This is a genomic window from Aeromonas sp. R1-2 (assembly GCF_040908505.1).
In the GTDB taxonomy this organism is placed as follows: domain Bacteria; phylum Pseudomonadota; class Gammaproteobacteria; order Enterobacterales; family Aeromonadaceae; genus Aeromonas; species Aeromonas veronii.
Map to the genome: position 1 here is coordinate 1 of NZ_JBFODU010000028.1, position 26,374 is coordinate 26,374.

The window sequence follows — 26,374 nt, forward strand, 5'->3', positions numbered from 1 at the left end:
TGACTCATCAGCGCCAGCTGCTGCTCGAGTTCCTTGATGCGCTGTTCGGGCGTCTGGTTGTCGGGGTCAGGCATGGTGATGCTCCTGCCGGCGCGTACAGAAGCCCCCTGGCTCCAATCTTGCCGACCATGTTTACGCAACCATACCAGAACGGTGGAGCGGCCCTGAATGCCATAACGCACCTGAGCCTGTTTGTAGGTGAGCTCGCCTTTTTCAATCTGCTCGACCAGTGCCAGTTTAAAAGTCAGCGAGTAATCGCGCTGTGTCCGTTTCACACCTTGTCCCATCGGGTTCTCCATTTATTGGGGGGAAAGGTGTAAACCATATTCAGGACGGGACAGAGATAAAAAAAGAGGCCGCATCATGCGGCCTCTCGCGTTTCTGTTTGCCGGGGATCAGATCCCCGCCAGTTCCAGTGCCTGACGATAGTACTCGTTGGCCTTGTTGGTAAGGCGGCGCTTGTCCATCAGCTGGCCGAGGGCGTGGTAGGCGGCGGCGCTCGGCGCCCGCTCCACCTCCTGCTCCAGCAGCTTCTGGGCATCATCCAGCTGACCTGCCAGCAGATAGAGCTGGGCCAGTGCGGTGTCCACCTCCGGTTGCCCCTGCTGTTTTTGCAGCAGTGCCAGCAGCGGCTGGTAGCTGTCTAGTTTCAGCTTGGGCAGACGAGCCAGCAACTGGGGCATCGGCTGTTTGCGCAGCGCCTCCTGCCACAGGGTGGCAGCCTCGCCGTCGGCACCCAGCTGGCGCAGCAGATCGCCGTAGCAGGCCAGCAATTCTGGCTCAAGGCGCAGCTTGCGCGGCAGATCCTGCCATACCGCTTTGAGGGTCTCGAGGCTGCCGGCAGCCTGTTGCAGACGACCAGACCAAGCCTGTTGCAGCAGATCTTCTTCCTGTTTCGGGGTCAGCTTGCCCACCTTGTGCAGTGTCGGGATCAGGTCGCACAGGGCGCTCCAGTCCTGACGGGCCAGATGCACCTGACGCAGCTGATCCAGCACCATGGGGTGGCGCGGGTTGAGGGCGTAGACTGACTCCAGCATCGCCAGCGCGGTATCGTACTGGCCCTGCTCGATCTGCAATTGGGTTTGGGTCAGGGTGAGCGCCAGCTCGGCCTTGGGGTTCTCCTCCTGCGCTTTTTGCAGGTATTGATCCCGGCGGGCGTCGTCACCACGGGCCTGTGCCGCCTTGGCGGCGCTCAGGTAGTTGAGCAGCGGGGTGTCGCTGTTGCTGGCCCCCTTGATCAGCAGCTTTTCAGCCTGACTGTAGTGCCCTTCGGCCATTGCCAGGGTTGCGGCGACGGTCTGTTGATTGGCCTTGCGGCGGCGGCGCGAGCCGTACCAGCCAAGGGTCTTGCGGCGCAGGCCGAATACCCGGCCCAGCAGCCACTCGACGATCAGCAGGGCACCGTAGAACAGCACGGCCAGGATCACCGCGCTGGTGACGGAGGATTCGATGGTGTAATTGCCAAGGGCAATCAGCACATAGCCCTTGTTACCGGAGGCTTGCGGGCCAAAGATCAGCCCTGCGACCATCACGGCGACCAGAATGATTATACGGATCATGGTGCCCTCCTCAGCTGCTGGCCAGAATGCGTTGCAGGCGTTCGGTCAGTACCTGCTCCAGCATGGCCTGGGTCTTGAATTGGGCCGGATAGTCGATCTGGATCTGCTCACCCTTGAGCTTGTCGATCTCGCCCTGCATGTAGCGGGTGGCGCTGTTGTCGGTGTCGAAATACTGGGTCAGCCAGCGTTGGGCCTTGTCCAGGCTGTCTTCGTAGAGCGCCTGCTGCTCGCGATAGACGGAGAGCTGGGCCTGCAACAGCTTGGTTTTGAGGTTTTCACGCAGGAAGATCTCCTGCTGCGGCGAGAGCAGCGCCTCGACCGCGCCATCGCGGCGACGGATGGTGACGAAGTTCTCGGTGAACTTGACCCAGTTTTTCTTCAGGTTGCTCTCCCACTCGTCGGGATTGGTGCTAACTGCCTGATCCGGCTCGGCCTTGGCTTCCGGCATGCTGACGGTGGAGAGGGGCAGCAGCTCGATCTGGTCGGACAGCGCCGCCAGCTTGAGGGTCAGCCCCTCGCGGTCGATGCGCGGCATCCCCTTGAGCTTGGCGATATCCTCGGCCAGCGCCTTGCGGATCGGCATCAGGCTGGGGTCGTTGAGGGCGGCGATGCGCTCGTCAGCGTTGCCGAGCAAGGTGATGGCGGAGACGAGGTCATGCTCCAGCCACAGCTTGCGGCCCGCCATTCGTACCAGATATTCGGATTCGGCCAACATCCAGTCGTTGGGGCGCTTGTCGTTGAGATCCAGTACCCGATTCTGCAGGCCCTGCATCTCCCCCTGCAACCGCTGCTGGGTTTGATCCAGTGCGGCCAGCTGCTCGGCATCCTTGCTGCTGGTCTGGTCGATCTTGCTCAGGGCGCTCGCCAGCTGCTGCTTGAGCTGGGCCAGTTCGGCCTGCTGGGCCACGGCATTCTTGTGACCGTGCAGATAGAGACCGCCGGTCAGGCCAAGGGCCAGCAGGATGGCAACCCCTCCCAGTACGGCACCGGAGCGGCTCTTGCTGCCATTGACCGCAGCGGTCGGCTGGGGTTTGACCTGGGATTCTTGTTGTTCTGTCATTCCATCTTCCTCAGTTCCAGTGCGGCCGTCAGGGCCTGGTTGGATGCACCTTGGGCAATCGTGATATGGATAAAGCCCGCTGCGCTGGCCATCTCGGCCACGCGCGGGCTGGGGACCACCAGCAGGCGGTCAAAAAGCCAAGGCCGCTGGTGGTCGGGAACCAGCTCCAGCAGCCGTTGCAGCAGTTCACCACTGGTAATGAGCAGGCTGTCCAGCCCCGCTGCCTGCCAGTGGTGGGTCAATCTGTCCCCGTCCAGCTCGGGGTAGTGGCGCTCATAGGCCGCACAATAGTGCACCAGAGCACCGCGTGAGGCCAGCGTGCTGGCAATGAGATCCCGCCCGCCATTGCCGCGCAGGATCAGTACCCGTTTGCCTGCTACCTGCTGCAGTGCGGGCAGGGCCAGCAGTCCTTCGCTGCGCGGGTCATTCGGGCAACTTGCCGTGATGCCTATGGCTGCAAACGCATCTGCGCTGGCCTGACCCACCGCAAAGTACTCAATATGTGGCCAGGTCTGACCAGTTTGCAACAGAAAATCGTGTGCAAAATGAACGGCATGGATGCTGACGGCGATAACCACGTCAGCACTGCGCAACAGGTCGGGCAGGAGAGGGAGTTCACTGCCCGCCACGGTTTCCAGCAGCGGGCTGCAGAGTGGTGCATGGCCGTGCTGGCGCAGCAACTGCACCAGCTCGGCGGCCTGGGCGGCCGGACGCACCACCAGCGGGATCATGTGCGGTAGACCTCGGCCAGGATCTCGTCGGCACCGGCGGCCAGCAGGCGCTGGGCCAGTTGCTCGCCGAGGGCCTCTCCATCGGCCAGCGGACCGCGGATCTCGTCGCGGATCACCTGGGTGCCATCGGGACTGCCCACCAGACCACGCAGCCAGATCTGCTCGCCCTCGACCAGTGCGTAGGCACCGATAGGCACCTGACATCCCCCTTGCAGGGCGCGATTCATGGCGCGCTCGGTCAGCACCCGGGCGCGGGTCTCGGCGTGCTCCAGCGGCGCCAGCAGAGCGTGCAGCTCAGTATCGTCGAGGCGGCATTCGATGCCGACAGCCCCCTGACCGTTGGCGGGCAGACTCTGCTCCGGCTCGATAAAGGCGGTGATGCGGTGCGCCATCTCCAGTCGTTTCAGACCGGCGGCGGCGAGGATAATGGCGTCGTACTCACCGGCATCCAGCTTGGCGAGGCGAGTGTTGACGTTGCCACGCAGGTCGCGGATCACCAGATCCGGGCGGGCGGCGCGCAGCTGGCACTGGCGGCGCAGGCTGGAGGTGCCGACCACGGCCCCTTGCGGCAGTTCGGCAATGGCCTTGAAACGGTTGGAGACGAAGGCATCGCGGGGATCTTCCCGCTCGCAGATGGTGTGCAGGCCGAGCCCCTCGGGGAACTCCACCGGCACATCTTTCATGGAGTGAACGGCGATATCGGCCCGCCCTTCCAGCATGGCGGTCTCCAGCTCCTTGACGAACAACCCCTTGCCACCGACCTTGGCCAGCGGGGTATCGAGGATCTTGTCACCCTGAGTGCTCATGGGCACCAGTTCGACCTGCAACTGCGGGTGCAGGGCTTCGAGCCGGTCTTTGACAAAGTTGGCCTGCCACAGGGCCAGCGGGCTCTTGCGAGTGGCAATTTTCAGGGTTCGGGCTGCCATATCAATCAGTTGTTTCATTTTTAGAAGGAAATCGATATTACCACCCTTTGCCCGGGCTTTCATGGCGGAGCCGGCAAAAGCGGGGCCAAGCTCAAAAATGCATGCTGAAAATGATTTTCATTAAGCAAGTGGTGTTGATTAATTCATTGAATGTATTGGAATTTAATGATTTCCCCTGATACTTGATGTGGTCATACCAGAAATAATCTGGCGTTTAGCTGAAGGCTTGTTTACCACCGCTGTTTGCATTGTTAACATGATCACACTTTTTTGACGTATCCCCCTTTTGGTGCGTCATTTTCACTTAGGTGATAGGCAGGGCATTGCAGGAACACATCGATACGCTGGTTGCGCGTTATGACGATATTACCCGTCTCAAGACGCAACGGGCGTTAGGCCTCATGAGTCGCTATGGGCAGCAGGTATTCCAACTGCTGCCTGTCATGCTGCACTTCAATCATCCCCTGCTGCCCGGTTATGTCTCCGGTGATGTCCCTCATGGCATCTGGAGCTTCAGCGCCACAGCCGAGCAGCAAGCCTTTATCGATGACCTCTGCCGCAACGCCAACTGCCAGAGTGGTCTTGCCACCCATGATCGGGCCATTCAGGGGCTCTACTCCATGGGCAGCACCTCCTCCATCGGTCAATGCTGTCACTCCGATCTCGATATCTGGGTCTGCCACGTGGCCGGTTTGTCGCAGGAGCGGCTCGATCTGCTGGAGCTGAAATGCCAGCAACTCTCCAAGTGGGCCGAACAGCGCGGGGTCGATCTCAACTTCTTCCTGATCCCGGAAGACAAGTTCCGCCAGACCAACGATGCCCAGATGCAGGGGGAGAGCTGCGGCAGTGCCCAGCACCTGCTGCTGCTCGACGAGTTCTACCGCAGTGCCATGCGTATCGCGGGCAAACGCTTGATCTGGTATCTGGTGCCCACCGAGTGTGATGATCACTACGATGCGTATGTGAACGAGCTGTTCGAGAGCGGCAAGCTCAAGCAGGACGACTGGCTCGATCTAGGCAGTTTTGACCGTATTCCGGCCGAAGAGTATTTCGGCTCCGCCCTGTGGCAGCTCTACAAGGGGATCGACTCCCCCTACAAGGCGGTGCTCAAGTCGGTGCTGATGGAAGCCTACTCGCACGAGTATCCCAATACCCGCCTGCTGTCGATGATCGGTCGCGACTGGTTCCAGCACAACGAGGGGATGCACTACCGGCTCGACAACTACTGTCTGATGCTGGACAAGGTGACCAACTACCTCAAGTCCATCGGCGACATGGCGCGGCTCGATCTGGTGCGCCGCTGCTTCTACCTCAAGGTGTGCGACGGGCTCAGCCATCCCAAGGATGATCACTCCCCCGAGTGGCGTCGCGAGCAGATGAGCCAGCTGGTCTCCTACTGGGGCTGGAGTCAGGACAAACTTTATCAACTCGATCATCGCCATGAGTGGAAGATCGAAGAGGTGAAGATCGCTCACGCCGAGCTGCTGGAAGCCCTGATGCAGAGCTACCGCAACCTGATCCAGTTCGCCCGCCGCAACAACATCAGCGAGTCGATCAACCCGGAAGATATCGGCATTCTGTCGCGCAAGCTCTACGCCGCGTTCGAGAGTCTGCCGGGCAAGGTGCAGCGCATCAACCTCAAGATCGCGCCGGATCTCAGCGAGCCGGATCTCAGCTTCGTGCAGGTGCCGCACGGTCGCCTCAATCGCGCTGGCTGGTATCTCTACAAACATTCGCTGGAGCCGGTGGACATCATTGGCCGCGCGCCGCTGGAGTTCAACGGCTACATCAGCAAGCTGGTCTCCTGGGCCTACTTCAACGATCTGCTGACCCCCCAGTCGCGGGTGCACCTGTTCAATCAGGGCTCGGATCTGCACATCGACAATCTGCACCAGTTCTGCCGCGATCTCTCCGGCTGCTTCCCCGAGAAGTACCCGCTCGCTACCAACCTGGCCCTCAGTCGGCCGTGCGAGATCCGTCAGCTCTCCATCTTCCTCAATCTGGAGATGGACCCGACCAGCCATTGGGTCGGTCAGGTGATCGAATTTGACGCCAATACCGTGGATGTCTTCTCGTTCGGTCGCAATCAGGAGTGTCTGGTCGGTTCGGTGGATCTGGTCTATCGCAACTCCTGGAGCGAGATCCGTACCCTGCACTTCCAGGGGGATGAAGCCGTGGTCGATGCCCTCACCACCATCCTCGGCAAGATGCATCAGGATGCCGCCGCCCCCGAGATGATCGAGGTGTTCTGCTACAGCCAGCACTTCCGCTCTCTGGTGCGCTCCCGCTTCCAGACCCTGGTGGCGGAATGTATCGACCTGCGCCTGGCCCGCGACAAGCAGCAGCTGGTCAAGACCATGGCCCTTGGCCGCGAGAAGTACGGCATCTTCTTCGAGCGGCGCGGGGTGTCGGTGAAGAAGCTGGAAAACGCCATCGATTTTTACCGTCACATCTCCCACAACAAGCTGGATCACCTGCCGCTGCGGCTCGACAAGACCCACAGCCAGCATCTGCCGAGCATCGTCGATGCCTACGCCAGCGAAGGGTTGGTGCAGTTCTTCTTCGATACCCGTGATGCGGGCACCAACATCTATATCCTCGATGAGGCGAACCGGGTGGAGATCTACCAGCACTTTGCCGGCAACAAGGATGAGCTGGTGGCGGGGGTCAACCGCTTCTACACCTCCAATCACGAGCGGTTCAGCGATGATGGGCAGTTCATCAACTTCAACCTGCCCCAGTACTACGAGATAGTACAAGTGAATGGCGAGCTGGATGTGATCCCCTATCGCAGTCAGGGCACTCTGCGCGAACAGGTGCCGCCCGCTCGGGAAGTGGGCTGACCCGTCAGTTGGAATCGCAATAAAAAACGGCCTGCAGATGCAGGCCGTTTGCTTTGCCGGAAGGGCTCACGCGCCGAGGCGGGCCAGCAGCCAGCTGCGAATGTCGTCGAGCTGAGGGCGGCAGATCTCGTGACGCATCGGGTACTCGTGCCACTCGGGGGCGAGTCCGGCAGCTTCAAGCCGGTTCTTGGCATCCCAACCGAGCGACAGGCTCACCACATCGTCGTAGATACCGTGCATGTAGCAGATGGGCAGGGCGCGAGCAGCCTCGCTCATCTCGCCGAGCAGCTTGTCTGGGGTAGCTAGATAGGTGGACATGCAGAGCAGGCCTGCCAGCGTTGCCTGATAGCGCAGCGCGGTGAAGGAGGCAATCACCCCGCCCTGAGAGAAACCTGCCAGCACGATATGCTCGGGGGAAAACCCGTCGGCCACCAGCTGATCGAGCAATGCGGCAATCTGGTTGGCCGATTCACGGACATGGGACTCCACGGCCCGCTCGGCGGGATCCTCGAAGCTCCTGATGTCGTACCAGCCGCGCATCTTGTAGCCCATGTTGATGGTGATGGGGCGCTCGGGGGCATCCGGCAGCAGGTGACGCACCGGCAAGTCGGCGGGCAGATCCAGCGCGTCCACCAGCGGGGCGAGGCCGGCGCCGGAATCACCCAGCCCGTGCAGCCAGATCACCGCGTGACGGGCGCCCTGCGGGTGCAGGTCGATCATGGGAACACCACCTCTTCGCCCGCCTGGGCGGAGCAGGATTGGCTCAGCAGCGCCTTGAGCTCGTGGCCGAAGCGGTTGTCGATCCAGGTGTCACCCTGCAGTTCGAAGTGGAAGCCGTTCTCGCGGGTGGCGACCCAAATCTGGTGCAGTGGCTCCTGCTTGTTGATGATGACCTTGGTCTTGTTCTCGAAAGAGAGGGTCAATACGCCGCCGTTGCGTTCGCAGTCGATATCCGGATACCCCTCGTCGAGCGTGTCTTCCACATATTGGAAAAAGGCGTCGGTCAGGGCGTGATACTCGTGATCCTTCATCGGTTTATCCTGTTGCTTTTAACAATGTGAGTGCGATTATAGAGGGCCAAAAATTTTTTCGCAGCGAACCATTATGATCACCCAGTTCACCAAGTGTCTGCTTGCCACTCTTCTGTCCCTCGGGTTGGCCGCGTGCGGTCTGAAGGGGCCGCTCTATATGCCGCCCCCCGAGCAGCCACAGAGCCAGAGTACACCGCAAGCAGTACCGCCTGCGACCACTGAGGCTGCCACCGAGGCCGCGCCGCACTAATGCCGCACCCATTCTAGGAAGGAACCGCCCCCTTGGATCACTTTAACTACGACGCCGACGGCCAGCTTCAGGCCGAGCAAACCTCGCTGCAACAGCTTGCCGAGCAGTACGGTACCCCGCTTTACGTCTACTCCCGTGCGACCCTCGAGCGCCACTGGCACGCCTTCGACAAGGCCGCTGGCGATATTCCCCATCTGATCTGCTACGCGGTGAAGGCCAACTCCAACCTGGCGCTGCTCAACCTGCTGGCCCGTCTGGGCTCGGGGTTTGACATCGTCTCCGGTGGCGAGCTGTCGCGGGTACTGGCGGCGGGCGGTGATCCGGCCAAAGTGGTCTTCTCTGGGGTCGCCAAGAGTGAAGCCGAGATGCGCCTCGCGCTGGATAAAGAGATCCTCTGTTTCAATCTGGAGTCGGAAGCAGAGCTGGAGCGCCTCAATCGGGTGGCGGGCAGCATGGGCAAGAAGGCTCGCGTCTCGGTGCGGGTCAATCCGGATATCGATGCCGGTACTCACCCCTATATCTCCACTGGCCTCAAGCAGAACAAGTTCGGCATTCCCATCGAGCTGGCGCCCGCCATCTATCGCAAGGCGGCCGCGATGGCGAACATCGAGATCGTCGGGGTGGATTGCCATATCGGCTCGCAACTCACTGAATTGAATCCCTTTATGGAAGCGGCTGACAAGCTGCTGCGGCTGATCGACGGTCTGGCAGCGGAAGGCATTCATATCCATCATCTGGACGTGGGCGGCGGCCTTGGGGTCAACTACGGTTCCGAGCAGCCGCCTCATCCGACCGAGTACGCCGAAGCGCTGAAGCAGAAGCTGGCGGGCCGGGATCTGACCCTGCTGTTCGAGCCGGGCCGCGCCATCGTCGCCAATGCCGGCGTGCTGCTGACCCGGGTCGAGTACCTGAAGCCGGGCGAGACCCGCAACTTCGCGCTGATCGATGCCGGCATGAACGACATGCTGCGCCCTTCGCTCTACGGCGCCTGGATGAACATCATCGAGGTGGATAGCCGTGCCGGCCATGCTCCCGCGATCTATGACGTGGTGGGCCCGGTGTGCGAGACCGGTGACTTCCTCGGCAAGGAGCGCACCCTGGCGATTGCCGAGGGGTCGCTGCTGGCGGTGCGTTCGGCCGGTGCCTACGGCTTTACCATGTCATCCAACTACAACACCCGTCCGCGCGCAGCCGAAGTGCTGGTGGATGGTGCCGAGGCGCACCTGATCCGCGAGCGGGAGCAGTTGGCTGATCTCTGGCGCGGTGAGCACCTGCTGCCCTGATGGCGCAGGCTGGGACAATGATTTCATAACGGTTGACGGTGAGTTTTTACAGCCCTAACAGCACAGGAATGCACGATGTGGATAGATTGTTCCAGGATGCATGGGGCTTTGGACAACGACTTCATGGCGCTTGGCGACCCTTGGTTTGGTGAATTTTTACAGCCCTAACAGCACAGGAATGCACGATGTTGATAGATTTTTCCAAGATGCATGGCTTGGGCAACGACTTCATGGTGGTGGATGGCGTCACCCAGAAGGTATTTTTCAGCAATGACGTCATCAAGAAGCTGGCAGATCGCCACTTCGGGATCGGCTTTGACCAGCTGCTGCTGGTGGAGCCGCCCTATGACCCTGAACTCGACTTTCACTATCGCATTTTCAATGCCGATGGCAGCGAGGTGGAGCAGTGCGGCAACGGCGCCCGCTGTTTTGCCCGTTTCGTGCGTCTCAAGGGGCTGATCAACCGGGATCGCATCGCGGTCAGTACCGCCCGGGGTCGCATCGTATTGCAGCTGGAGGGGGAGAATCAGGTCACGGTCAACATGGGTGTTCCCCAGTTTGAGCCGGGCAAGATCCCGTTCCGGGCCCAGAAGGCAGAGAAAACCTATCTGCTGCGGGCGCAGGAGCATACCGTGATGTGTGGCGTGGTCTCCATGGGCAATCCCCACTGCGTCATCGAGGTGCCTTCGGTCGCCGATGCGCCGGTCGAGACGCTCGGTGCCATCATGGAGCGCCATGAGCGTTTTCCCGAACGGGTCAACGTCGGTTTCATGGAGATGGTCAACGCCACCGAGATCAAACTGCGTGTATTCGAGCGGGGCTGTGGCGAGACCCTGGCCTGCGGCACCGGTGCCTGTGCGGCGGCGGTGATTGGCATCAGTCAGGGCAAGCTCAAGGAGCGGGTCACCGTCAGTCTGCCGGGCGGCAAGCTGACCATCGCCTGGAAGGGGCCGGGCCAGCCGGTCTATATGACAGGTCCCGCCGAGCATGTGTTTGACGGCCAGATAGAGGTTTAGCCGATAAAGGTTCAGGTACGGGGGGCGTTGGCCCCCTTTGCCCATTATGTCGGGGCAGCGAGCCCCATTTCTCTGATGGATCAACCAATTTATGAGCGAACTCAAACGGCAGGAGCAATCGGTGGATGAAGCCACTGTGCTGGAGTACCTGGCCCGTTATCCCGAGTTTTTCCAACGCCATGCCGCCGTGCTGGACCGGATCCGCATTCCCCATGAACGCAAAGGGTCGGTCTCGCTGGTCGAGCGCCAGCTGGAGCGTCAGCGCGAGCGGATCGAACAGCTGGAGCAGGAGATCACCGAATTGATGGGGATCGCCAGCGAGAACGAGCGGATCTTCCGGGTCTATGCCGATCTCTACGGCGAGCTGTACGGTTGCCAGACCCTGTTCGAAGTGAGTGCCGTGATGGGCAAGGCCTTTGTCCAGCGGCTGCGCCTGACCGGGCTGCGACTCTGGCTCAACCCCAAGAAGTTTACCCTGAGCGGGCCCGAGCAGCGCTTTCTGGCACAGGGCAAGCAGCTCGAATCCCTGCTGGGTCAGCGTCTGCCGGGGCAGGATTACTACTTTGGCCGCCTGAGCCAGAGCGAGAAGCAGGCGCTGTTTGGCCACGATGTGCTGGTCAACTCGGTGGCCCTGATGCGGCTCGGCGATCTCGGTGTGCTGGCCTTCGCCAGCTCGGATCCCGGCCACTTTACTCCCCATAACGACACCCTGCTGCTGGGCCAACTGGGGCGCCTGCTGCAACTGCGTCTGCCCGAGTTGACTCATGGCTAGAACACCGGCCAAGTCGCCCGCCAAAGCTCCCGTCATCACACCGCCACTGCCCGCGGCACTGGTGGACGAGCTGGCGGCCTTTATCGAATACCTGAGGGTCGAGCGTCAGCTCAGCCCTCATACCCGCAATAACTATCAAGCCCATCTGGAGGCGATGACCGCCGAGCTGGTGGCCCTCGGGCTCACTGATTGGGGTCGGCTCGAGGCGAGTCAGGTGCGCACTCTGGTGACCCGGATGCACAAGGGGGGCCTTGCTCCTCGTTCCCTTTCCACCAAGGTTTCTGCCCTGCGCAGCTTTTGCGACTGGCAGGTGCGGCAGGGGCGGCTGACCGCCAATCCGGCCCGTGGCATCGTCACTCCCAAACAGGGGCGGCCGCTGCCGAAAAACCTCGATGTGGACGAGATGCACCAGCTGCTCAACATCACCGACGAGCAGGATCCGCTGGCGGTGCGGGATCGCGCCATCATGGAGCTGATGTACTCTTCAGGGCTGCGTCTGGCCGAGCTGGTGGGGATCAATCTGGTGGATCTGAAGCTCGACGACCGCCAGCTCAAGGTGACCGGCAAGGGCTCGCGGGAGCGGGTGCTACCCATCGGCCGGATGGCGGTCGAGTGGCTGCAGAAGTGGCTCAAGGTGCGCCCGCTGCTGGCCGGGGACGAGAGCGAGGCGCTGTTTGTCTCCAGCCGCAAGCAGCGGCTCTCGGCCCGCTCGGTGCAAGCCCGCCTTGATGGCTGGGGCAACAAGCAGGCGCTCAACGCCCACGTCCATCCCCACAAGCTGCGTCACAGCTTTGCCACCCATATGCTGGAGTCCTCCGGCGATCTGCGGGCGGTACAGGAGCTGCTGGGTCATGCCGACCTCTCTACCACCCAGATCTATACCCACCTCGACTTCCAGCATCTGGCCAAGGTCTACGACAGCGCTCACCCCAGGGCCAAGCGTGACCCGGATGCGCAGGACGATGAATAACGGGCTATGAGCCCCCGTTGCAGAGGAGAGTCCATGCACTTCTATCGCCGCTGGCAGCCGGTTGCTGCCATCTCGTTTGACCTCGATGACACCCTCTATGACAACGGCCCCGCCATCGTGCGCGCCGAGCAGTGGATGCTGAGCCATCTGCGCAACGAATATCTGGCTACCGCCATGCTCGACAAGCCGCGCTGGCTGGATCTCAAACGCGCTGTGCTGATGGCACGGCCCGAGCTGCGCCACGATGTCAGCCTGGCGCGCCTGCAGACCATCCGTACCGCCATGGTCGAGGGGGGGATGGCCGACCAGCAGGCCAGCCGCGAGGCGGAGCAGGTGTTTGCTGCGTTTCTGGCAGAGCGCTCGAAGATCGAGGTGAGCGAGTCCACTCATCAGCTGCTGGCCAGACTGGCCGAACGCTATCCGCTGGTGGTGATCACCAACGGTAATCTGGATCTGGCGCAGGCAGGGCTGGATCGCTACTTCACGCTGGTCTGCAAGGCGGGGGTGGGTGCCAGGATGAAACCGGCACCGGATATGTTTGAGCAGACCCGCAGCACCCTCAAGTTGCCAGCGGGGCGGATCTTACATGTCGGGGATCACCCCGAGACCGATGTACTGGGTGCCCGCTTGCACGGCTTTCGCGCCGCCTGGCTCAACGAACGGCAGCAACCGTGGCAACAGCTGCAACTGTTGCCGGACGTTGAGCTGACGGCACTGGAGGAGCTGGCCGAGCTGCTGCTCTGATGGCGCTGGCGGGTGGCCCGGCTCAGGCGGTAATGGCTGTCATCGAATAGCGATATATGGCAAGGGGTTACGCCCGCTATTTACGACAAACCAGCCCGAGCAGGGTGTAGCGATCGCGCTGGTTGACGCGGCAGTAACTGATGCCGACGGGTAGCGGCTGCTGCAGGGTGATGGCGCTGTTCTGATAGCGGCAGACCAGATAGAGCGGGCGCAGGCTGCTATCGAGCTGACTCCAGTAGTGGATCTCGTCGCTGTCGCCATTATCCGGTTTGAGTTGTGCCAGCTCGGCAGGATCTCCGTCGAACAGGGCCAGATTATCGAGCCGGTGGCTGAGGGTTTCGTCCGGTTTGCCATCGTCATTGCGGGTGAACGCCTGCCAGCCCTGCTGCGGGGTCAGCAGCTGTTGGCGAGTCTCTATGGTGGCGGGACAATCAAATTGCAGGCTGGCGGCAAGGGCCAGGGTTGTCAGTAACATGGCTGCGGTTCTCTCTTCACGTCCTCAATATCGTGCCATGCTACGTCATCTTCCACCGAACAGCTTCATCAGTTTATCAAGCAGATCAAGCTGTTGTGGTGGCTGTTTCATGGCTTCCGCCTCCCGCTCCAGCAGCGCCCGCTGCTCCTGCTGGCGGTCGCTCAGCACCCGGTAGAGGGGCTCGACCAGCGCCTCGCGCTGCATCACCAGCTCCTGAAACATTGCCTGATTGATGCGATAGGTTTCGACGGTGGCCACCGCCCGTACCGTGAAGGAGCTGGGCTCGCCGGTGAGCAGGCTCAGTTCGCCAAAAAAGTCCCCCGCGTTGAGCGTACCAAGCTTCAGCTCTCGCCCTTCGACATTGACCACCATCTCGGCTTCCCCTTTGACCAGCACGAACAGCCAGCTGGAGACATCTCCCTGCTCCAGCATGATGTCGCCGCTGACGAAGGGGGCGAACTTCACCTGATCGGCCAGCTGGAGCAGCTCGTTCTCTTGCAACATGGCAAACAGTGGCAGCTTGCGCAGGGTATCGGTTCGTTCGGCGGTGTGGCGCTTGTGGCGGGCATCCAGATGCTGCTTCTCCTTGGCCATAAAGACATTGAAGATCGGCGGGGTGAGGCGGCGATCGTTGCGGCGCAGGGCGGCATCGATCAGGCTGCGCACCATGGAGTCGGTCGGATCGTCGCGAGCCAGGTCAGTGAGCCAGTAGCGCACCGCATAGCGGGCAATCCCTCCTTCGACGTTCATCAATAGGCAGTCCGGTTGCGGGTGTTTGGCGACACAGGGGAGCTTGGTCTCTCGCAGGGATTTCTCGATCAGCGCGATGATCTGGGTCGGCAGGGTATCCAGGGTCAGATCGAACCAGACCCAGCGCCGCCACTGCAAGGGTTCGCCGCGACGGCGCCCGAGCACGGTGAAGCGCTGTTTGAGCAGGTGGCTGTTGGGGATGACCACCGTCTCCCAGTTGCGGGTCTCGATGGTGGTGGCACGCCAGTTGATCTCCACCACCCGGCCCTGGGTGGTGTCGACTTGCAGCCAGTCACCGATGGCGATGGAGTTGTCGAGCTGAATGGAGACCCCGGCCAACAGGTTGCCAAGGGTGTCCTGCATGGCGAAGGCGATGACCGCGGTGATGACCGCCGAGGTGGTGACTATCTCCCCGAGCGCCATGCCGGAGGCGTAGAGGCGAAACAGACCCCAGCCGATATAGCCGATGGTGATGACGATATCGGCGATGATCCGAGGGATCCGCACATGGCAGAGGGGGAGCAGAAATTCGAACAGCAGGATCCCCCATATTTTGACCAGTATCAGGCCGGCCAGCAGGGTGGAGATCTCGATCAGCAATTGATGGGGCAGCGGCAGTTTGAACCAGCCCCCTTCCAGCTGGATCAGCAGGATCACCACCGCGCTAATCATCACGAAACTGAGCTCGGAGAGCAGCTCCCGTCGCTGTCCCGGACGGCGCCAGAAGTGGATCAGCATCAGGGAGAGGGTGAGCAGGGTCCAGAATGGGTGTTCGCCAATCCAGATCAGCGTCGGTAGCGCGGTGAGGTTTTCGCCAGCCATAGCAGCACCTTATTGTGGTTTTATTTCCAGCATAGCTGCTGCGGCGCGGGGAAATGGTGCGTTGGGGCGGCAATTTATTTATCCTGTGCAGAACCGGGCAAAGGAGTGCGATTGAGTGAAATTTTCAAAGAAAATCATCTGTTTGATGGCCCTGTTGCCATTGGCGGGCTGCGACCTGCTGGCCGAGAAGTATCGGGTCGAATTCCGGGATGGCTCCTGGCGTGAAATAGCCATTACCCCCTTCTCCAGCGAGGCGCGCTGGCGCGAGGGGTGTGCCACCGGCGAGGTGCTGAGTGATATGAAGGTGCCTATCAAGCGGGGTGACACGGTCAATGGCCGCGAGCAGTTGCTGATTGGCGGCGAGAAGTTCGAACTGGATGACAACAACCTCTACCGCAGTAACGGCATGGTGTTTGGCCATTCGCCTGACCATATCCAGCGCGGGCTCAAGGGGATGGATATCTGCCGTACCCTGCGCCCCGAGCGGGGCGGACTGCCCAAGCTCAAGGCGCGCGGGTTTGGCGACTGAATCGATGAGGGGTTAACTCGCTGCCATCAATGCACAGCGTTGGCGGCAGGCATCGCCAAAGGCTTGAAATATCTTGATGGAGTGGGGGTTTTCATTGGCCTTCCACTCCGGATGCCACTGCACTGCCAGCAAAAAGGGTGACAGTGCGGGGGCATGAAGTGCCTCGATCAGCCCATCTTCGGCGTGGGCCAACGGCTCCAGACCCTTCCCCAACCGGTTGATGCCCTGTCCATGCAGGGAGTTGACCGGAATCTGTTCTTCCCCCATCAGTTCGGCAAACCAGCTGCCCGGCAGCAGTTTGATCTGATGGCTGGGTCCATACTGCTCGTCGACCGGATCGTCGGCATCCTCCCGGTGATCGTCATAACCCGGCTCGTTATAGACCTTCTGATGGATGTCTCCCCCCAGCGCCACGTTGATCTCCTGCATGCCGCGGCAGATCCCGAGGATCGGCAAGCCACGGGCGAGCGCCCCCGTTATGAGGGGCAGATCGAACAGGTCGCGATCCCGATCCTGCTGTTTCTCCGGCGTGAGGTTCTCCTGGCCGTAGAGGGCCGGATCGATATTGGAACCTGCACCACTCAGATAGACCCCATCGGCGAGATCCAGATACTGCTCCAGATCGGTGGTGCCGCAGCAGGTGGGCACCAGCAGCGGGACGCAGCCGCTTATCTCCACCAGCGGCATGATGTATTTGTGGGTCATCACCTGATAGGCGTGGCCGTTGCGGGGCTGGGCGCCCATGGTCATCAGCACGACAGGTTTACGGGTGGCGGGAGGCTGGGGATTTGGCATAGGGCACCTTGATTATCCTTGGCGTTGAAGTCTCATCCTGCGCCTTGGGCAGGCCCTTGCAAACCGCTAGGGCAAGGGCATGCCTCAAGGCATGGTCATGGGATCCCGCGTCGGGCCGGGTGGCAGAATCGTTGGTCAGCCTGGGCAGCGACAGCCTGGATCCTCTCTTCAGTCTGCCAAGGACGTTCAATATGTCAAACAAAATGATGCGAAATTGTTAACGGTTTTATTTTGAACTGCTCTGAAGGGGCGATTTAACGGGGCTGTTGAGATGGGCCGTTATGGCTGGGGTAGCAAAGTGGTGGATATATTAAACGCGCAGGGATGGCGGGGGATGTGGAGAGGAAAAGGCATCAAGATAAACACGCCTCCGCGAGGGGAGGCGTGTTTCGGGGATCACAGCAGGTCTTCGATCTCGCCGCGCAGATACTGGTACATCTCGCGGTAGGCGACCGGCGGCTTGTTCAGCTCCCGCTCCTTGTTGGCGGAGCGGATCAGCTGGCGTAGCTTCTGGCGATCCAGCTCGTGGAACTGGGACATCAGCTCATTGAGGGCGCTGTCACCTTCGGTGATCAGGCGCTCGCGCCACTGCTCCAGCCGATGCAGACGTGCATTCACGGTGGAGTGACGGTTCTTGATGATAGAGAGCGCTTCGGCAATCGGCTCGATATCGCGGCTGCGCATCAGGCGGCCGATGAACTGCAGATGGCGACGGAAGGACTCATCCTTCTTCGGCTTGAGTTTGCGACCCAGCTCGACAGCTTCTGCAAGCTCTTCATCCAACGGGATTTTTTCCAGCTCGCTGTGGCTGAGGGAGACGATCTCTTCCCCCATTTTCTGCAATGCTTCGGCATCGCGCTTGAGCTGGCTCTTGCTGGGGCCCCAGTCTTCGAACTCGTTGTCGTCTTGATATTGACTCATCGGTCTCTTGATTCCTGTCATTCACGTTTGGCTGATATGTTACCAGCTTCTCCCGCTGGGCGCAGGGGTCTGATATGCTTACCCCCCTTTCCTTCTTTCATACAGATGTGAGTTATGGATCAGCAAGACCAAATCCGCCAGGATCAAGCCCATCTCGAGGCCGTGGTTGCCGAAGCCCTGGAGATAGCCAAAGGACTGGGCGCCTCGCTGGCCGAAGTCTCCATCAGCAAGCAGACCGGGTTGTCGGTGAACACCCGGGGTTGTGAACTGGAAAGCATTGAATTCAATAAGGATGGCGCCCTCGGCATCGCCGTATATCGCGATGGTTGCAAGGGATCCTCCTCGACTACCGATCTGAGCAAACCCGCCATTCGTGCCGCCGTTGAAGCGGCCATCGAGATTGCCCGCCACACCTCGGCGGATGATTGCGCCGGTCTGGCGGACGCCGAGCTGCTGGCCTGGGATGCCCCCGACCTGCAACTGTGTCACCAAATCGAGCTGGATCCCCAGCGCGGCATCGAGCTGGCCATCGAGTGCGAGCGGCTGGCGCTTGGTCGCGATGCCCGTATCAAGCACTCCGACGGCGCCGGTTTCTCCAGCCATCTTGGCATCAAGGTCTATGGCAACAGCCACGGCTTCGTCAAAGGCTACGCGGCGTCGCGCAACTCGCTGAGCTGCGTGCTGATCGGCGAGCAGGATGGCGATATGCAGCGTGATTACGGCTACTCCTCCAGCCGTACCCTCGACGGGCTCTGGAGCCCGCAGCGCATCGCCGATGAGGCAGTGGAGCGTACCGTCTCCCGCCTCGGCGCCCGCAAGATCTCTACCCGTCATGCGCCGGTGCTGTTCCACCCTGACACAGCCTCCGGTCTGTGGGGCCATCTGGTAATGGCCATCAGCGGCGGCAACCTCTATCGCAAGTCGAGCTTCCTGCTCGACAAATTGGGCAAGCAGATCCTGCCCGAGTGGCTCACTATTCAGGAGTTCCCCCACCTGCTGGGCGGGCTCGCCAGTACCCCATTCGATGGCGAAGGTGTGCGTACCCGCGACATGGATATCATCCGTAACGGCGAGCTGATGAGCTGGCTGCTTACCTCCTACTCCGCTCGCAAGCTGGGGCTGACCACCACGGGGCACGCCGGTGGCATCCACAACTGGCAGGTCTCCAATACCGGCCAGGATTTTCAGGGCATGCTGAAAGAGATGGGCACCGGTCTGCTGGTGACCGAGCTGATGGGGCAGGGGGTCAATATCGTCAATGGCGACTACTCCCGCGGCGCTGCCGGTTTCTGGGTCGAGAATGGCGAAATAGCCTATCCGGTCGAGGAGATCACCATCGCCGGCAATCTGGCCGAGATGTTCAGCCATATCGTGGCGGTAGGTCGTGACGAGGATGAGCGATCCAGTCTCAAGACTGGCTCGGTGCTGGTAGAGAATATGAAGCTAGCGGGCCACTGATCCCGGTTTCAACAGAACCGAAACCATGAAAAAGGCCCCCTCGCCAACGCGAGGGGGCCTTTTTATCGGCCTGCGATCAGGGGGCTATCAGCCCTTGATGCGCTCGATGCGGCCACCCAGACCCTGCAGCTTCTGCTCGATGTCTTCGTAGCCACGGTCGATGTGATAGATACGGTCGACGATGGTGGAGCCTTCGGCCACGAAGCCGGCCAGTACCAGACTGGCGGAGGCGCGCAGATCGGTCGCCATCACCTGGGCACCCTTGAGTTGCTCGGTGTCACGGCAGATGGCCACATTGCCCTGCAGTTCGATGTCTGCACCCATCCGTACCAGTTCGGGAACGTGCATGAAGCGGTTCTCGAAGATGGTCTCGGTGACCATGCCGGTGCCTTTGGCGACGGCGTTCAGCACAGTGAACTGTGCCTGCATGTCGGTCGGGAAGGCCGGGTAGGGGGCAGTCTTGATGGTGACCGGCTTGAGGGTGCGGCCAGTCATGTCGAGGGTGATCCAGTCTTCACCCTTCTCAATCAGGGCGCCAGCCTCTTCCAGCTTGACCAGTACCGCTTCCAGCAGAGTCGGGTCTGTCTTGCGGCAGGTGATCTTGCCGCCGGTGACCGCTGCGCCCACCAGGAAGGTACCGGTTTCGATGCGGTCAGGCTGCACACTGTAGTTGCCGCCGTGCAGACGCTCGACACCGTCGATGGTCAGGGTGTCGGTGCCCGCGCCCTGGATCTTGGCACCCAGGGTATTGAGGAAGTTAGCCAGATCGACCACTTCCGGCTCGCGTGCGGCGTTTTCGATCACGGTGCGGCCATCAGCCAGGGTGGCGGCCATCATCAGGTTTTCGGTACCGGTCACGGAGACCATATCCATCAGGATGTGAGCGCCTTTCAGGCGGCCATCGACACGGGCCTTGATGTAACCATCTTCGATGGTGATCTTGGCGCCCATCAGCTCCAGGCCGTGGACGTGCAGGTTGACCGGACGGGCACCGATGGCGCAACCGCCTGGCAGGGAGACATCAGCGGCGCCGAAACGGGCGGCCAGCGGGCCCAGCGCCAGAATGGAGGCGCGCATGGTCTTCACCAGCTCGTAGGGAGCGACATGGTTGTTCACCGCACCGGTCAGCACTGTGACGTTGCCGTTGACTTTGGTGGTCGCGCCCAGCATCTCCAGCAGCTTGATGGTGGTGCCCACATCTTTCAGGCGCGGCACGTTGGAGAGGTGTACCTCTTCATCACAGAGCAGGGTCGCGAACAGGATCGGCAGCGCGGCGTTTTTGGCGCCGGAGATGGTCACTTCGCCGTTGAGAGTACAACGACCATCGATTTTGAATTTGTCCATTTTTACTTCGTTACCAAATCAGGAGGGCAATAGGAATTTACGTTCGCGTTTCCACTCGGCGTCGGTGAACGCCTTGATGGAGAGGGCGTGAATGGCGTTGCTGGCGATCTTGTCCATCAGCGGGGCATAGATGGCCTGCTGCTTCTTGACCCGGCTCATGCCGTCAAACATGTCACCGACGGCGATCACTTGGTAGTGACTACCGTCCCCTTTGACATGGACTTCGGACAATGGCAGAGCCTCAAGGAGTATCGCTTCAATTTCAGAGACTTGCATTATGCGTCCTCAGTTGTGAGCGGGGTTGACTGAAACAGCCCGGCCACCCCGTAGAGGTTGGCCAGGGTATAGAAATCACTGGAGGCGCCCACCAGTTGTGGTGTGGCGCCTCGCGCTAATACGGCTTTGGCCCATTTGACCAGCAGGGCCAGTCCGGCGGAGTCGAGGGTGGTGACGCCGCCGAGCTCGAGCTGGTCGTCCTGCCACCATTCAGCGCGGCGTTGCCACAGGTCATTGACCTGTGGCGCCTGCAGCTCACCGCTGAGGGTCATGGTTTGAGTACCAGCGGCTTGGCGTTGTGTTCGCGCAACTGGGCGATCACCGCATCGATGCCATTCTGGCGAATGAGGCCGCCCAGCTCGCTCTGTTTGGCGGAGAGCAGGCTGATCCCCTCTGCCACCATGTCGAAGGCTTTCCACTCGCCGGTCTTGTTGTTCTTGCGCAGCTTGAACTCGAGGAAGATGTCCGGTTTGCCGGCCTCTTTCACGCTGACGTTGACGGCGGTGATGTTGCCGCTGGGAGCTTTGCCCGGCTCGACCTTGACGGTCTGCTTGTCAAAATGGGCCAACGCGTCGGCGTAGGAGCTCACCATGTACTCAGTAAAGACTTCGACAAAGGCATTGCGTTGCGCCTCTGTGGTCTGCTTGATCTGGTTGCCGAGCACCTTGTAGGCGGCGAAGCGGTTGTCCACATAGGGCAGCAGCTCTTCGCGGATGATCACCCGCAGGTGATCCGGATTGCTCTTCACTTGGGCCTGATCGGCTTTCAGGCGGGCAAAGGTCTGCTTGGCAGCCTGATCCACCAGCGCATTGGGGTCGGTGGCATCGACTGCGGCCTGGGCAGACAGGGAAAAGAGCATGCTGGTCATCAGACCCAGCAGCAGGGCGATTTTCTTGAACATGATTACTCCTTCTTGCTGTCTGATTTGCTGTCGGAGGATTGGCTGTAGAGGAACTTGCCAATCAGATCTTCCAGCACGATGGCGGATTTGGTGTCTTCAATCAGGTCGCCATCCTTGAGCATCTCGGTGCCCATCTCCTCATCGCTGAAGCCGGGGGCCAGACCGATGTACTGCTCGCCGAGCAGACCGGAGGTGAGGATGGAGAGGGAACTGGTATCGGCAAACTGGCCAGCGCTCTTTTGCATCATCAGGGTCACTTCGGGCACCTGGGTTTTCGGGTCCAGTACGATGTCGCTGACCCGGCCTACCACCACGCCGCCGACCTTGACCGGCGAACGGACTTTCAGGCCGCCGATATTATCGAAATGCGCGCGCAGGGTATAGGTTTCTCCTTCCGGTTTGAAGCTCAAACCGGCCACTTGCAGGGCCAGTGCCAGAATGGCACCGATGCCAGCCAGCATGAAGGTGCCGACCAGGAATTCTACTTTGCTGAACTTCATCTTTACCTTATCCAAACATGACTGCAGTGAGTATAAAATCCAGGCCGAGCACGGCGAGGGATGAGTGGACCACGGTACGGGTCGTGGCCTGACTGATCCCGGCCGAGGTCGGCTTGGCATCATAGCCGTTAAAGAGCGCAATCCAGGTGACCACCAGGGCGAAAATCAGGCTCTTGATGGCGCCCTGCATGATGTCCTCATGCCAGTCGACGGAGGCCTGCATGGCAGACCAGAAGCCCCCTTCGTCCACGCCGAGCCAGTCCACACCGACCAGCTTGCCGCCGAAGATACCGATCAGGCTGAACATAAAGGCCAGCAGCGGCATGCTGATGACGCCAGCCCAGAAGCGGGGGGCAACCACCCGGCGCAGCGGGTCGACCGCCATCATCTCTAGGCTTGAAAGTTGCTCGGTGGCCTTCATCAGGCCGATTTCAGCGGTCAGGGCCGAACCGGCACGGCCGGCAAACAGCAGCGCCGTGACCACAGGCCCCAGCTCCCGCAGCAGGGAGAGGGAGACCAGCGGCCCCAGACTCTGCTCGGCGCCGAAATCCTTCAATACGTTGTAACCCTGCAGCGAGAGCACCATGCCGATGAACAGGCCGGAGACCAGAATGATGGCTACCGACTGTACGCCCACCACATACAACTGCTGGACAAGCAGCGGGAAATGCTTTCGCGGTTCGGGTTTGCCCGCCAGCGCATGGAACAACATGATGGTGGCGCGACCGACGGAGCTGATAAACCGCACTCCGACCCGCCCCAGCTTGCTTATTTGACTTATCAACATCAGAGATCCTGTAGCAGATCGCCTGCCGGAAAATGAAACGGAACAGGACCATCGGGCAATCCTTTGAGGAACTGCTCGACTTCGGGATTGTGCTCCTCGCGCAGCTGGTCCGGCGTGCCGTGCGCCACCACCTTGCGATTGGCAATTATGTAGGCGTAATCGGCGATGCTCAGCACCTCTTTCACGTCGTGGGTGACGATGACGGAGGTGATACCGAGGGCATCGTTCAGCTCCTTGATCAGCTTGACCAGCACCGCCATGGTGATGGGGTCCTGCCCGACGAAGGGCTCGTCATACATGATGAGGTCGGGGTCAAGGGCGATGGCCCGAGCCAGCGCTGCCCGGCGCGCCATGCCGCCGGAGAGCTCGGAGGGCATCAGTTTCGCTGCGCCGCGCAAGCCCACCGCCTGCAGTTTCATCATGACGATGGTGTGGATCAGCTCCTCCGGCAGGCCGGAGTGCTCCCGCAGCGGGAAGGCCACGTTGTCGTAGACCGTCATGCCGGTAAACAGGGCGCCGCTCTGGAACAGCATGCTCATCCGTTTGCGCACTTCATAGAGGCGCGAACGGGAGAGGGTGGGGATATCTTCCCCGTCAAACAGAATGTGACCGGACTCCGGCTTGAGCTGGCCACCGATCAGCCGCAGCAGGGTGGTTTTACCGATGCCGCTCGGGCCCATGACGGCGGTCACCTTGCCACGAGGAATGGTCAGGTTGATCCCGTCATACAACAGCCGATCTCCGTGACTGAAGGTCAGATCGGAGATGGTGATCAGGTCATTGTTCAAACAATTGTCCATCCGGTGTAAATGAGGTGCGAATTTTATGGGGTAGTCTAGGTCTAAGCAACAGCAAGGAACAACTATTGAACAGGCTGCAAGCCCATTTGCACGACAGTTTTCTGTAACAAAGTGCGTCATTGAGAGCGGGACTTGCCATCCGATTCGCTTATCCGGGCAGACTTTTTTATAATCCCGCAGCTAATTTCGGCCCGGAGCTGTGTCTTTATGTCTGTAAAGCCTGAGAAAGTGTCTGAACTGTTCGATTTTCGTCGCAGTGCCCGCGCGGTGCTGGACACAGAAAAGCAAGCCATTGATGGACTCTATCAGTATCTGAACGACGCCTTCGACAAGGCGTGCGAAATGGTGCTGCGCTGCGGTGGCAAGATAGTGGTCACCGGCATGGGCAAATCGGGCCATATCGGCAGCAAGATCGCCGCCACCCTCGCCAGCACCGGCACACCGGCCTTCTTCCTTCACCCGGGAGAAGCGAGTCACGGCGATCTGGGGATGATCTCCAGTGGCGACCTTATCATCGCCATCTCCAACTCCGGCGAGAGCGACGAAATCCTGGCCCTGCTGCCGGTACTCAAGCGCCGCGGCATTCCGCTCATCTGCATGACCGGTAATCCGGCCTCCACCATGGCCAAAGAGGCCAACGTGCACCTGTGTATCAAGGTGGAGAAAGAGGCCTGCCCGCTGGGTCTGGCACCCACTTCCAGCACCACGGCAACCTTAGTCATGGGCGATGCCCTGGCGGTCGCCCTGCTGGAAGCACGCGGTTTTACCGCCGATGACTTCGCCCTCTCTCACCCGGGCGGTTCCCTTGGCAAGCGTCTGTTGCTGCGGGTTGGCGATCTGATGCACAGCGGCGAGCTGTTGCCCCGGGTGGGGATAGATGCCACCATCAGCCAAGCGCTGCTGGAAGTGAGCCGCAAGGGGCTCGGTATGACGGCGGTGGTCGATGGCAATGGCCTGCTGGCTGGGCTCTTTACCGATGGCGACCTGCGCCGCATTCTTGACCAGCAGATCGATATCCATCACACCCCCATCAGCCGTGTGATGACGGCCAACTGTGTTACCGTAGGTCCAGAGATGATGGCTGCAGAAGCCGTCAAGCTGATGGAAACGAGAAAAATCAACGGATTACTGGTCGTGGATGAAGAGAAACGCCTGCTCGGCGCCTTCAACATGCACGACCTGCTGAAAGCCGGAGTAATTTGATGCAAAACGTACCGACCCTCTATGGTCCGGTGACGCGCAGCCAGTTCGACAAGGCGGCGCAAATCCGCCTGCTGGTGTGCGATGTGGACGGGGTGCTCTCCAACGGCCTCATCTACATGGGAAACAACGGCGAAGAGCTGAAAACCTTCTGCACCCGCGATGGTGCGGGCATGCGAGCGTTGCTCAATGTAGGGATCGAGATCGCCATCATCACTGGGCGCAACTCCCGTATCGTCAGCGATCGGATGAAAAGCCTGGGGGTGGCTCATGTGGTGCAGGGGGCTGATAAAAAGCTGCCTCACTTCGAAGCGCTGCTGGCCAAGCTGGGGCTGACTGCTGAGCAGGCCGCCTATATGGGCGATGACACCATCGATCTGCCGGTGATGGCCGCTTGCGGTCTGGGTATCGCGGTAGCCGATGCCCATCCGCTGGTGTTGAGTCGTGCCGATATGGTGACCCGGCTTGGCGGTGGCATGGGCGCGGTGCGCGAGGTGTGTGACCTCATTTTGCAGGCGCAGGGCCACGACGATTATCAGCCCGAGGCTTCGGTATGAGCAGACAGACTCTGTTGTTTGCCCTGCTGTTTCTGGTCGCGCTGGTTGCCTGGCAGTTGGGCAAGGTTGAGCTGGTGCCTGAGAGCGCCGTCAAAATCGAAAACTATCAGCCGGATTTTGTCGCCAAAGATCTGGTGACCACCCGTTTTGATATCAACGGCAAGCGCACCGAGCGGTTGGAGTCGACCTACGCCGAGTATTATCAAATCCTCGAGCAGGCCACCTTCGACAAGCCGGTGGTCTACATGTATGACGATCAGGGTGCCGCCGAGTGGAAGGTGACCGCCGAAACCGGCGTGCTCAACACCGGCGACAACGTCATCCTGCGGGACAAGGTGCATCTGGATGGTCTGCTGCCCACCTCTTTCATTTCCACACTGGATACCCCCTATCTGGAGCTGGATCTGGTGACGCAGGATGTGCGCAGCAACCGGGAAGTGAACATTCTGGGTCGGGATTTCCAGACCCAAGGAGTTGGCCTCAAGGGCCATCTGGACCGCAAATATTTTGAGTTACTGGATCAAGGCCATGCCATCTATTTCAATGAAAAACGCTAATCTGGCCCTCGCAGCCCTGTTGTTGTGTGGTGCGGTGACTGCCAAAGAGTCCGACTTTGCCGAGAAGGTCTACGTCGATGCCGTCAAACAGGTGGCCGAGATGCAGGACAACCGCATCACCTTCGAAGAGGATGTGACCATCAATCAGGGCACCATCCGGATCAAGGCTGACAAGGTGGTAGTGACCCGCTCCGGCGAGAAAGGGGCGGAGGTGATGACTGCCTACGGCAAACCCGCCACCTTCTTCCAGATCCTGGATAACGGCAAGCCGGTCAATGCCCACGGCAATACCATCCGCTACGAGCTGAAGAACCGGCTGGTGACTATCACCGGCAACGGTCAGCTCAAGCAGGAAGATAGCCAGGTCAATGGCGATCTGATTCGCTACGACATCGTCAAACAGAAGATGATTGCCGAGAGCAAGAGCCCGAGCCAGCGGGTCAAAACCGTGTTCCTGCCGGATCAGGTAGAGAATTTCGACAAGCCCGCCGACCAGAAGAAGCAGGGAAAATAAGCC

Annotated in this window: 30 protein-coding genes and 1 pseudogene; 13 read left to right on the forward strand and 18 right to left on the reverse strand. The window is 60.5% G+C overall.

Going from position 1 to position 26,374, the window contains the following annotated elements:
- The 5 genes and pseudogenes from AB5Y76_RS11110 to hemC all read right to left on the reverse strand — a co-directional run.
- Positions 1 to 287 (reverse strand): annotated as a pseudogene (locus AB5Y76_RS11110) (IS3 family transposase); the annotation flags it as partial.
- Between the two features lie 108 nt (positions 288 to 395).
- Positions 396 to 1,559 (reverse strand): heme biosynthesis HemY N-terminal domain-containing protein, encoded by a 1,164-nt coding sequence (locus tag AB5Y76_RS11115; RefSeq protein ID WP_263718010.1) that lies wholly within the window; start codon positions 1,557 to 1,559, stop codon positions 396 to 398.
- A gap of 10 nt (positions 1,560 to 1,569) precedes the next feature.
- A complete protein-coding gene (locus AB5Y76_RS11120; RefSeq protein WP_005336380.1) occupies positions 1,570 to 2,619 on the reverse strand; it encodes a uroporphyrinogen-III C-methyltransferase in 1,050 nt (349 codons plus the stop codon).
- Positions 2,616 to 3,350 carry a uroporphyrinogen-III synthase gene (locus AB5Y76_RS11125; protein ID WP_263718011.1) on the reverse strand — a complete coding sequence of 245 codons (735 nt, stop codon included), beginning with the start codon at positions 3,348 to 3,350 and terminating at the stop codon, positions 2,616 to 2,618. Before AB5Y76_RS11125 ends, AB5Y76_RS11120 begins: the two co-directional genes overlap by 4 nt.
- Entirely contained in the window at positions 3,347 to 4,276 is a 930-nt protein-coding gene (gene hemC, locus AB5Y76_RS11130; RefSeq protein ID WP_263718063.1) for a hydroxymethylbilane synthase, read from the reverse strand. The genes AB5Y76_RS11125 and hemC overlap by 4 nt, the downstream gene beginning before the upstream one ends.
- A gap of 323 nt (positions 4,277 to 4,599) precedes the next feature.
- Here hemC and AB5Y76_RS11135 point away from each other — a divergent pair, with 323 nt between their 5' ends.
- A complete protein-coding gene (locus AB5Y76_RS11135; protein WP_123172211.1) occupies positions 4,600 to 7,119 on the forward strand; it encodes a class I adenylate cyclase in 2,520 nt (839 codons plus the stop codon).
- Positions 7,120 to 7,185: 66 nt separating this feature from the next.
- Here the strand turns inward: AB5Y76_RS11135 and AB5Y76_RS11140 are convergent, their stop codons facing one another.
- The gene (locus AB5Y76_RS11140) at positions 7,186 to 7,839 is read right to left on the reverse strand and encodes an alpha/beta hydrolase (RefSeq protein ID WP_179902991.1); all 654 of its coding nucleotides are present in this window, start codon (positions 7,837 to 7,839) and stop codon (positions 7,186 to 7,188) included.
- Positions 7,836 to 8,150 carry an iron donor protein CyaY gene (cyaY, locus tag AB5Y76_RS11145; protein WP_106843461.1) on the reverse strand — a complete coding sequence of 105 codons (315 nt, stop codon included), beginning with the start codon at positions 8,148 to 8,150 and terminating at the stop codon, positions 7,836 to 7,838. Before cyaY ends, AB5Y76_RS11140 begins: the two co-directional genes overlap by 4 nt.
- A gap of 73 nt (positions 8,151 to 8,223) precedes the next feature.
- On the opposite strand from cyaY, the gene AB5Y76_RS11150 reads away from it, so the two are divergent.
- The 6 genes from AB5Y76_RS11150 to AB5Y76_RS11175 all read left to right on the forward strand — a co-directional run bounded on the left by AB5Y76_RS11150 (position 8,224) and on the right by AB5Y76_RS11175 (position 13,185).
- Positions 8,224 to 8,400 carry a lipoprotein gene (locus AB5Y76_RS11150; RefSeq protein WP_074042653.1) on the forward strand — a complete coding sequence of 59 codons (177 nt, stop codon included), beginning with the start codon at positions 8,224 to 8,226 and terminating at the stop codon, positions 8,398 to 8,400.
- Positions 8,401 to 8,432: 32 nt separating this feature from the next.
- A complete protein-coding gene (gene lysA / locus AB5Y76_RS11155; RefSeq protein WP_088868282.1) occupies positions 8,433 to 9,683 on the forward strand; it encodes a diaminopimelate decarboxylase in 1,251 nt (416 codons plus the stop codon).
- 185 nt (positions 9,684 to 9,868) lie between these two features.
- Positions 9,869 to 10,699 (forward strand): diaminopimelate epimerase, encoded by an 831-nt coding sequence (gene dapF, locus AB5Y76_RS11160; RefSeq protein WP_005336371.1) that lies wholly within the window; start codon positions 9,869 to 9,871, stop codon positions 10,697 to 10,699.
- Positions 10,700 to 10,790: 91 nt separating this feature from the next.
- The gene (locus AB5Y76_RS11165; RefSeq protein WP_043821859.1) at positions 10,791 to 11,471 is read left to right on the forward strand and encodes a DUF484 family protein; all 681 of its coding nucleotides are present in this window, start codon (positions 10,791 to 10,793) and stop codon (positions 11,469 to 11,471) included.
- Entirely contained in the window at positions 11,464 to 12,441 is a 978-nt protein-coding gene (xerC, locus tag AB5Y76_RS11170; protein ID WP_263718012.1) for a tyrosine recombinase XerC, read from the forward strand. Before AB5Y76_RS11165 ends, xerC begins: the two co-directional genes overlap by 8 nt.
- Before the next feature lie 33 nt (positions 12,442 to 12,474).
- A complete protein-coding gene (locus AB5Y76_RS11175) occupies positions 12,475 to 13,185 on the forward strand; it encodes an HAD-IA family hydrolase (protein ID WP_263718013.1) in 711 nt (236 codons plus the stop codon).
- A 76-nt stretch (positions 13,186 to 13,261) separates the two neighbouring features.
- Here AB5Y76_RS11175 and AB5Y76_RS11180 read toward each other — a convergent pair whose 3' ends face one another.
- Positions 13,262 to 13,660, reverse strand: a complete 399-nt coding sequence (locus AB5Y76_RS11180) for an STY0301 family protein (protein WP_128814801.1) — start codon at positions 13,658 to 13,660, stop codon at positions 13,262 to 13,264.
- Between the two features lie 45 nt (positions 13,661 to 13,705).
- Positions 13,706 to 15,232 (reverse strand): cyclic nucleotide-binding domain-containing protein, encoded by a 1,527-nt coding sequence (locus AB5Y76_RS11185; RefSeq protein ID WP_005356684.1) that lies wholly within the window; start codon positions 15,230 to 15,232, stop codon positions 13,706 to 13,708.
- A gap of 145 nt (positions 15,233 to 15,377) precedes the next feature.
- Between AB5Y76_RS11185 and AB5Y76_RS11190 the strand changes: the two genes are divergently transcribed.
- Positions 15,378 to 15,761: a hypothetical protein gene (locus AB5Y76_RS11190; protein ID WP_040069030.1), complete on the forward strand. Its 384-nt coding sequence runs from the start codon at positions 15,378 to 15,380 to the stop codon at positions 15,759 to 15,761.
- A 12-nt stretch (positions 15,762 to 15,773) separates the two neighbouring features.
- On the opposite strand, the gene AB5Y76_RS11195 is transcribed toward AB5Y76_RS11190, so the two are convergent.
- Positions 15,774 to 16,556, reverse strand: a complete 783-nt coding sequence (locus AB5Y76_RS11195; RefSeq protein WP_263718015.1) for a gamma-glutamyl-gamma-aminobutyrate hydrolase family protein — start codon at positions 16,554 to 16,556, stop codon at positions 15,774 to 15,776.
- A gap of 396 nt (positions 16,557 to 16,952) precedes the next feature.
- On the reverse strand, positions 16,953 to 17,477 hold the full coding sequence (gene yjgA, locus AB5Y76_RS11200) for a ribosome biogenesis factor YjgA (protein ID WP_005336359.1): 525 nt from the start codon (positions 17,475 to 17,477) through the stop codon (positions 16,953 to 16,955).
- A gap of 114 nt (positions 17,478 to 17,591) precedes the next feature.
- On the opposite strand from yjgA, the gene pmbA reads away from it, so the two are divergent.
- Positions 17,592 to 18,935 (forward strand): metalloprotease PmbA, encoded by a 1,344-nt coding sequence (pmbA, locus tag AB5Y76_RS11205; RefSeq protein WP_040068810.1) that lies wholly within the window; start codon positions 17,592 to 17,594, stop codon positions 18,933 to 18,935.
- An 87-nt stretch (positions 18,936 to 19,022) separates the two neighbouring features.
- Here pmbA and murA read toward each other — a convergent pair whose 3' ends face one another.
- From murA to mlaF, 7 genes are read right to left on the reverse strand one after another with little or no spacing between them, the layout of a single operon-like run.
- Complete coding sequence (gene murA, locus AB5Y76_RS11210; RefSeq protein WP_005336355.1) at positions 19,023 to 20,279, reverse strand: UDP-N-acetylglucosamine 1-carboxyvinyltransferase; 1,257 nt, start codon at positions 20,277 to 20,279, stop codon at positions 19,023 to 19,025.
- Positions 20,280 to 20,297: 18 nt separating this feature from the next.
- Complete coding sequence (ibaG, locus tag AB5Y76_RS11215; RefSeq protein WP_005306001.1) at positions 20,298 to 20,555, reverse strand: BolA family iron metabolism protein IbaG; 258 nt, start codon at positions 20,553 to 20,555, stop codon at positions 20,298 to 20,300.
- Positions 20,555 to 20,827 carry a lipid asymmetry maintenance protein MlaB gene (locus AB5Y76_RS11220; protein WP_005336352.1) on the reverse strand — a complete coding sequence of 91 codons (273 nt, stop codon included), beginning with the start codon at positions 20,825 to 20,827 and terminating at the stop codon, positions 20,555 to 20,557. The genes ibaG and AB5Y76_RS11220 overlap by 1 nt, the downstream gene beginning before the upstream one ends.
- Positions 20,824 to 21,456 (reverse strand): phospholipid-binding protein MlaC, encoded by a 633-nt coding sequence (locus AB5Y76_RS11225; protein ID WP_019444850.1) that lies wholly within the window; start codon positions 21,454 to 21,456, stop codon positions 20,824 to 20,826. The genes AB5Y76_RS11220 and AB5Y76_RS11225 overlap by 4 nt, the downstream gene beginning before the upstream one ends.
- 2 nt (positions 21,457 to 21,458) lie before the next feature.
- On the reverse strand, positions 21,459 to 21,956 hold the full coding sequence (mlaD, locus tag AB5Y76_RS11230) for an outer membrane lipid asymmetry maintenance protein MlaD (RefSeq protein ID WP_019444849.1): 498 nt from the start codon (positions 21,954 to 21,956) through the stop codon (positions 21,459 to 21,461).
- Positions 21,957 to 21,963: 7 nt separating this feature from the next.
- On the reverse strand, positions 21,964 to 22,743 hold the full coding sequence (gene mlaE, locus AB5Y76_RS11235) for a lipid asymmetry maintenance ABC transporter permease subunit MlaE (protein ID WP_005336345.1): 780 nt from the start codon (positions 22,741 to 22,743) through the stop codon (positions 21,964 to 21,966).
- Complete coding sequence (gene mlaF, locus AB5Y76_RS11240) at positions 22,743 to 23,543, reverse strand: phospholipid ABC transporter ATP-binding protein MlaF (protein WP_005336343.1); 801 nt, start codon at positions 23,541 to 23,543, stop codon at positions 22,743 to 22,745. The genes mlaE and mlaF overlap by 1 nt, the downstream gene beginning before the upstream one ends.
- 207 nt (positions 23,544 to 23,750) lie before the next feature.
- Here mlaF and AB5Y76_RS11245 point away from each other — a divergent pair, with 207 nt between their 5' ends.
- Genes AB5Y76_RS11245 through lptA form a run of 4 tightly spaced genes read left to right on the forward strand, consistent with a single transcriptional unit; the run spans position 23,751 to position 26,371 of the window.
- Positions 23,751 to 24,746, forward strand: a complete 996-nt coding sequence (locus AB5Y76_RS11245; RefSeq protein ID WP_021231835.1) for a KpsF/GutQ family sugar-phosphate isomerase — start codon at positions 23,751 to 23,753, stop codon at positions 24,744 to 24,746.
- Complete coding sequence (gene kdsC / locus AB5Y76_RS11250) at positions 24,746 to 25,300, forward strand: 3-deoxy-manno-octulosonate-8-phosphatase KdsC (RefSeq protein WP_263718016.1); 555 nt, start codon at positions 24,746 to 24,748, stop codon at positions 25,298 to 25,300. Before AB5Y76_RS11245 ends, kdsC begins: the two co-directional genes overlap by 1 nt.
- A complete protein-coding gene (lptC, locus tag AB5Y76_RS11255; RefSeq protein WP_005336338.1) occupies positions 25,297 to 25,857 on the forward strand; it encodes an LPS export ABC transporter periplasmic protein LptC in 561 nt (186 codons plus the stop codon). Before kdsC ends, lptC begins: the two co-directional genes overlap by 4 nt.
- Positions 25,844 to 26,371: a lipopolysaccharide transport periplasmic protein LptA gene (gene lptA / locus AB5Y76_RS11260; RefSeq protein WP_040068817.1), complete on the forward strand. Its 528-nt coding sequence runs from the start codon at positions 25,844 to 25,846 to the stop codon at positions 26,369 to 26,371. The genes lptC and lptA overlap by 14 nt, the downstream gene beginning before the upstream one ends.
- The last annotated feature ends 3 nt before the right edge of the window (positions 26,372 to 26,374 follow it).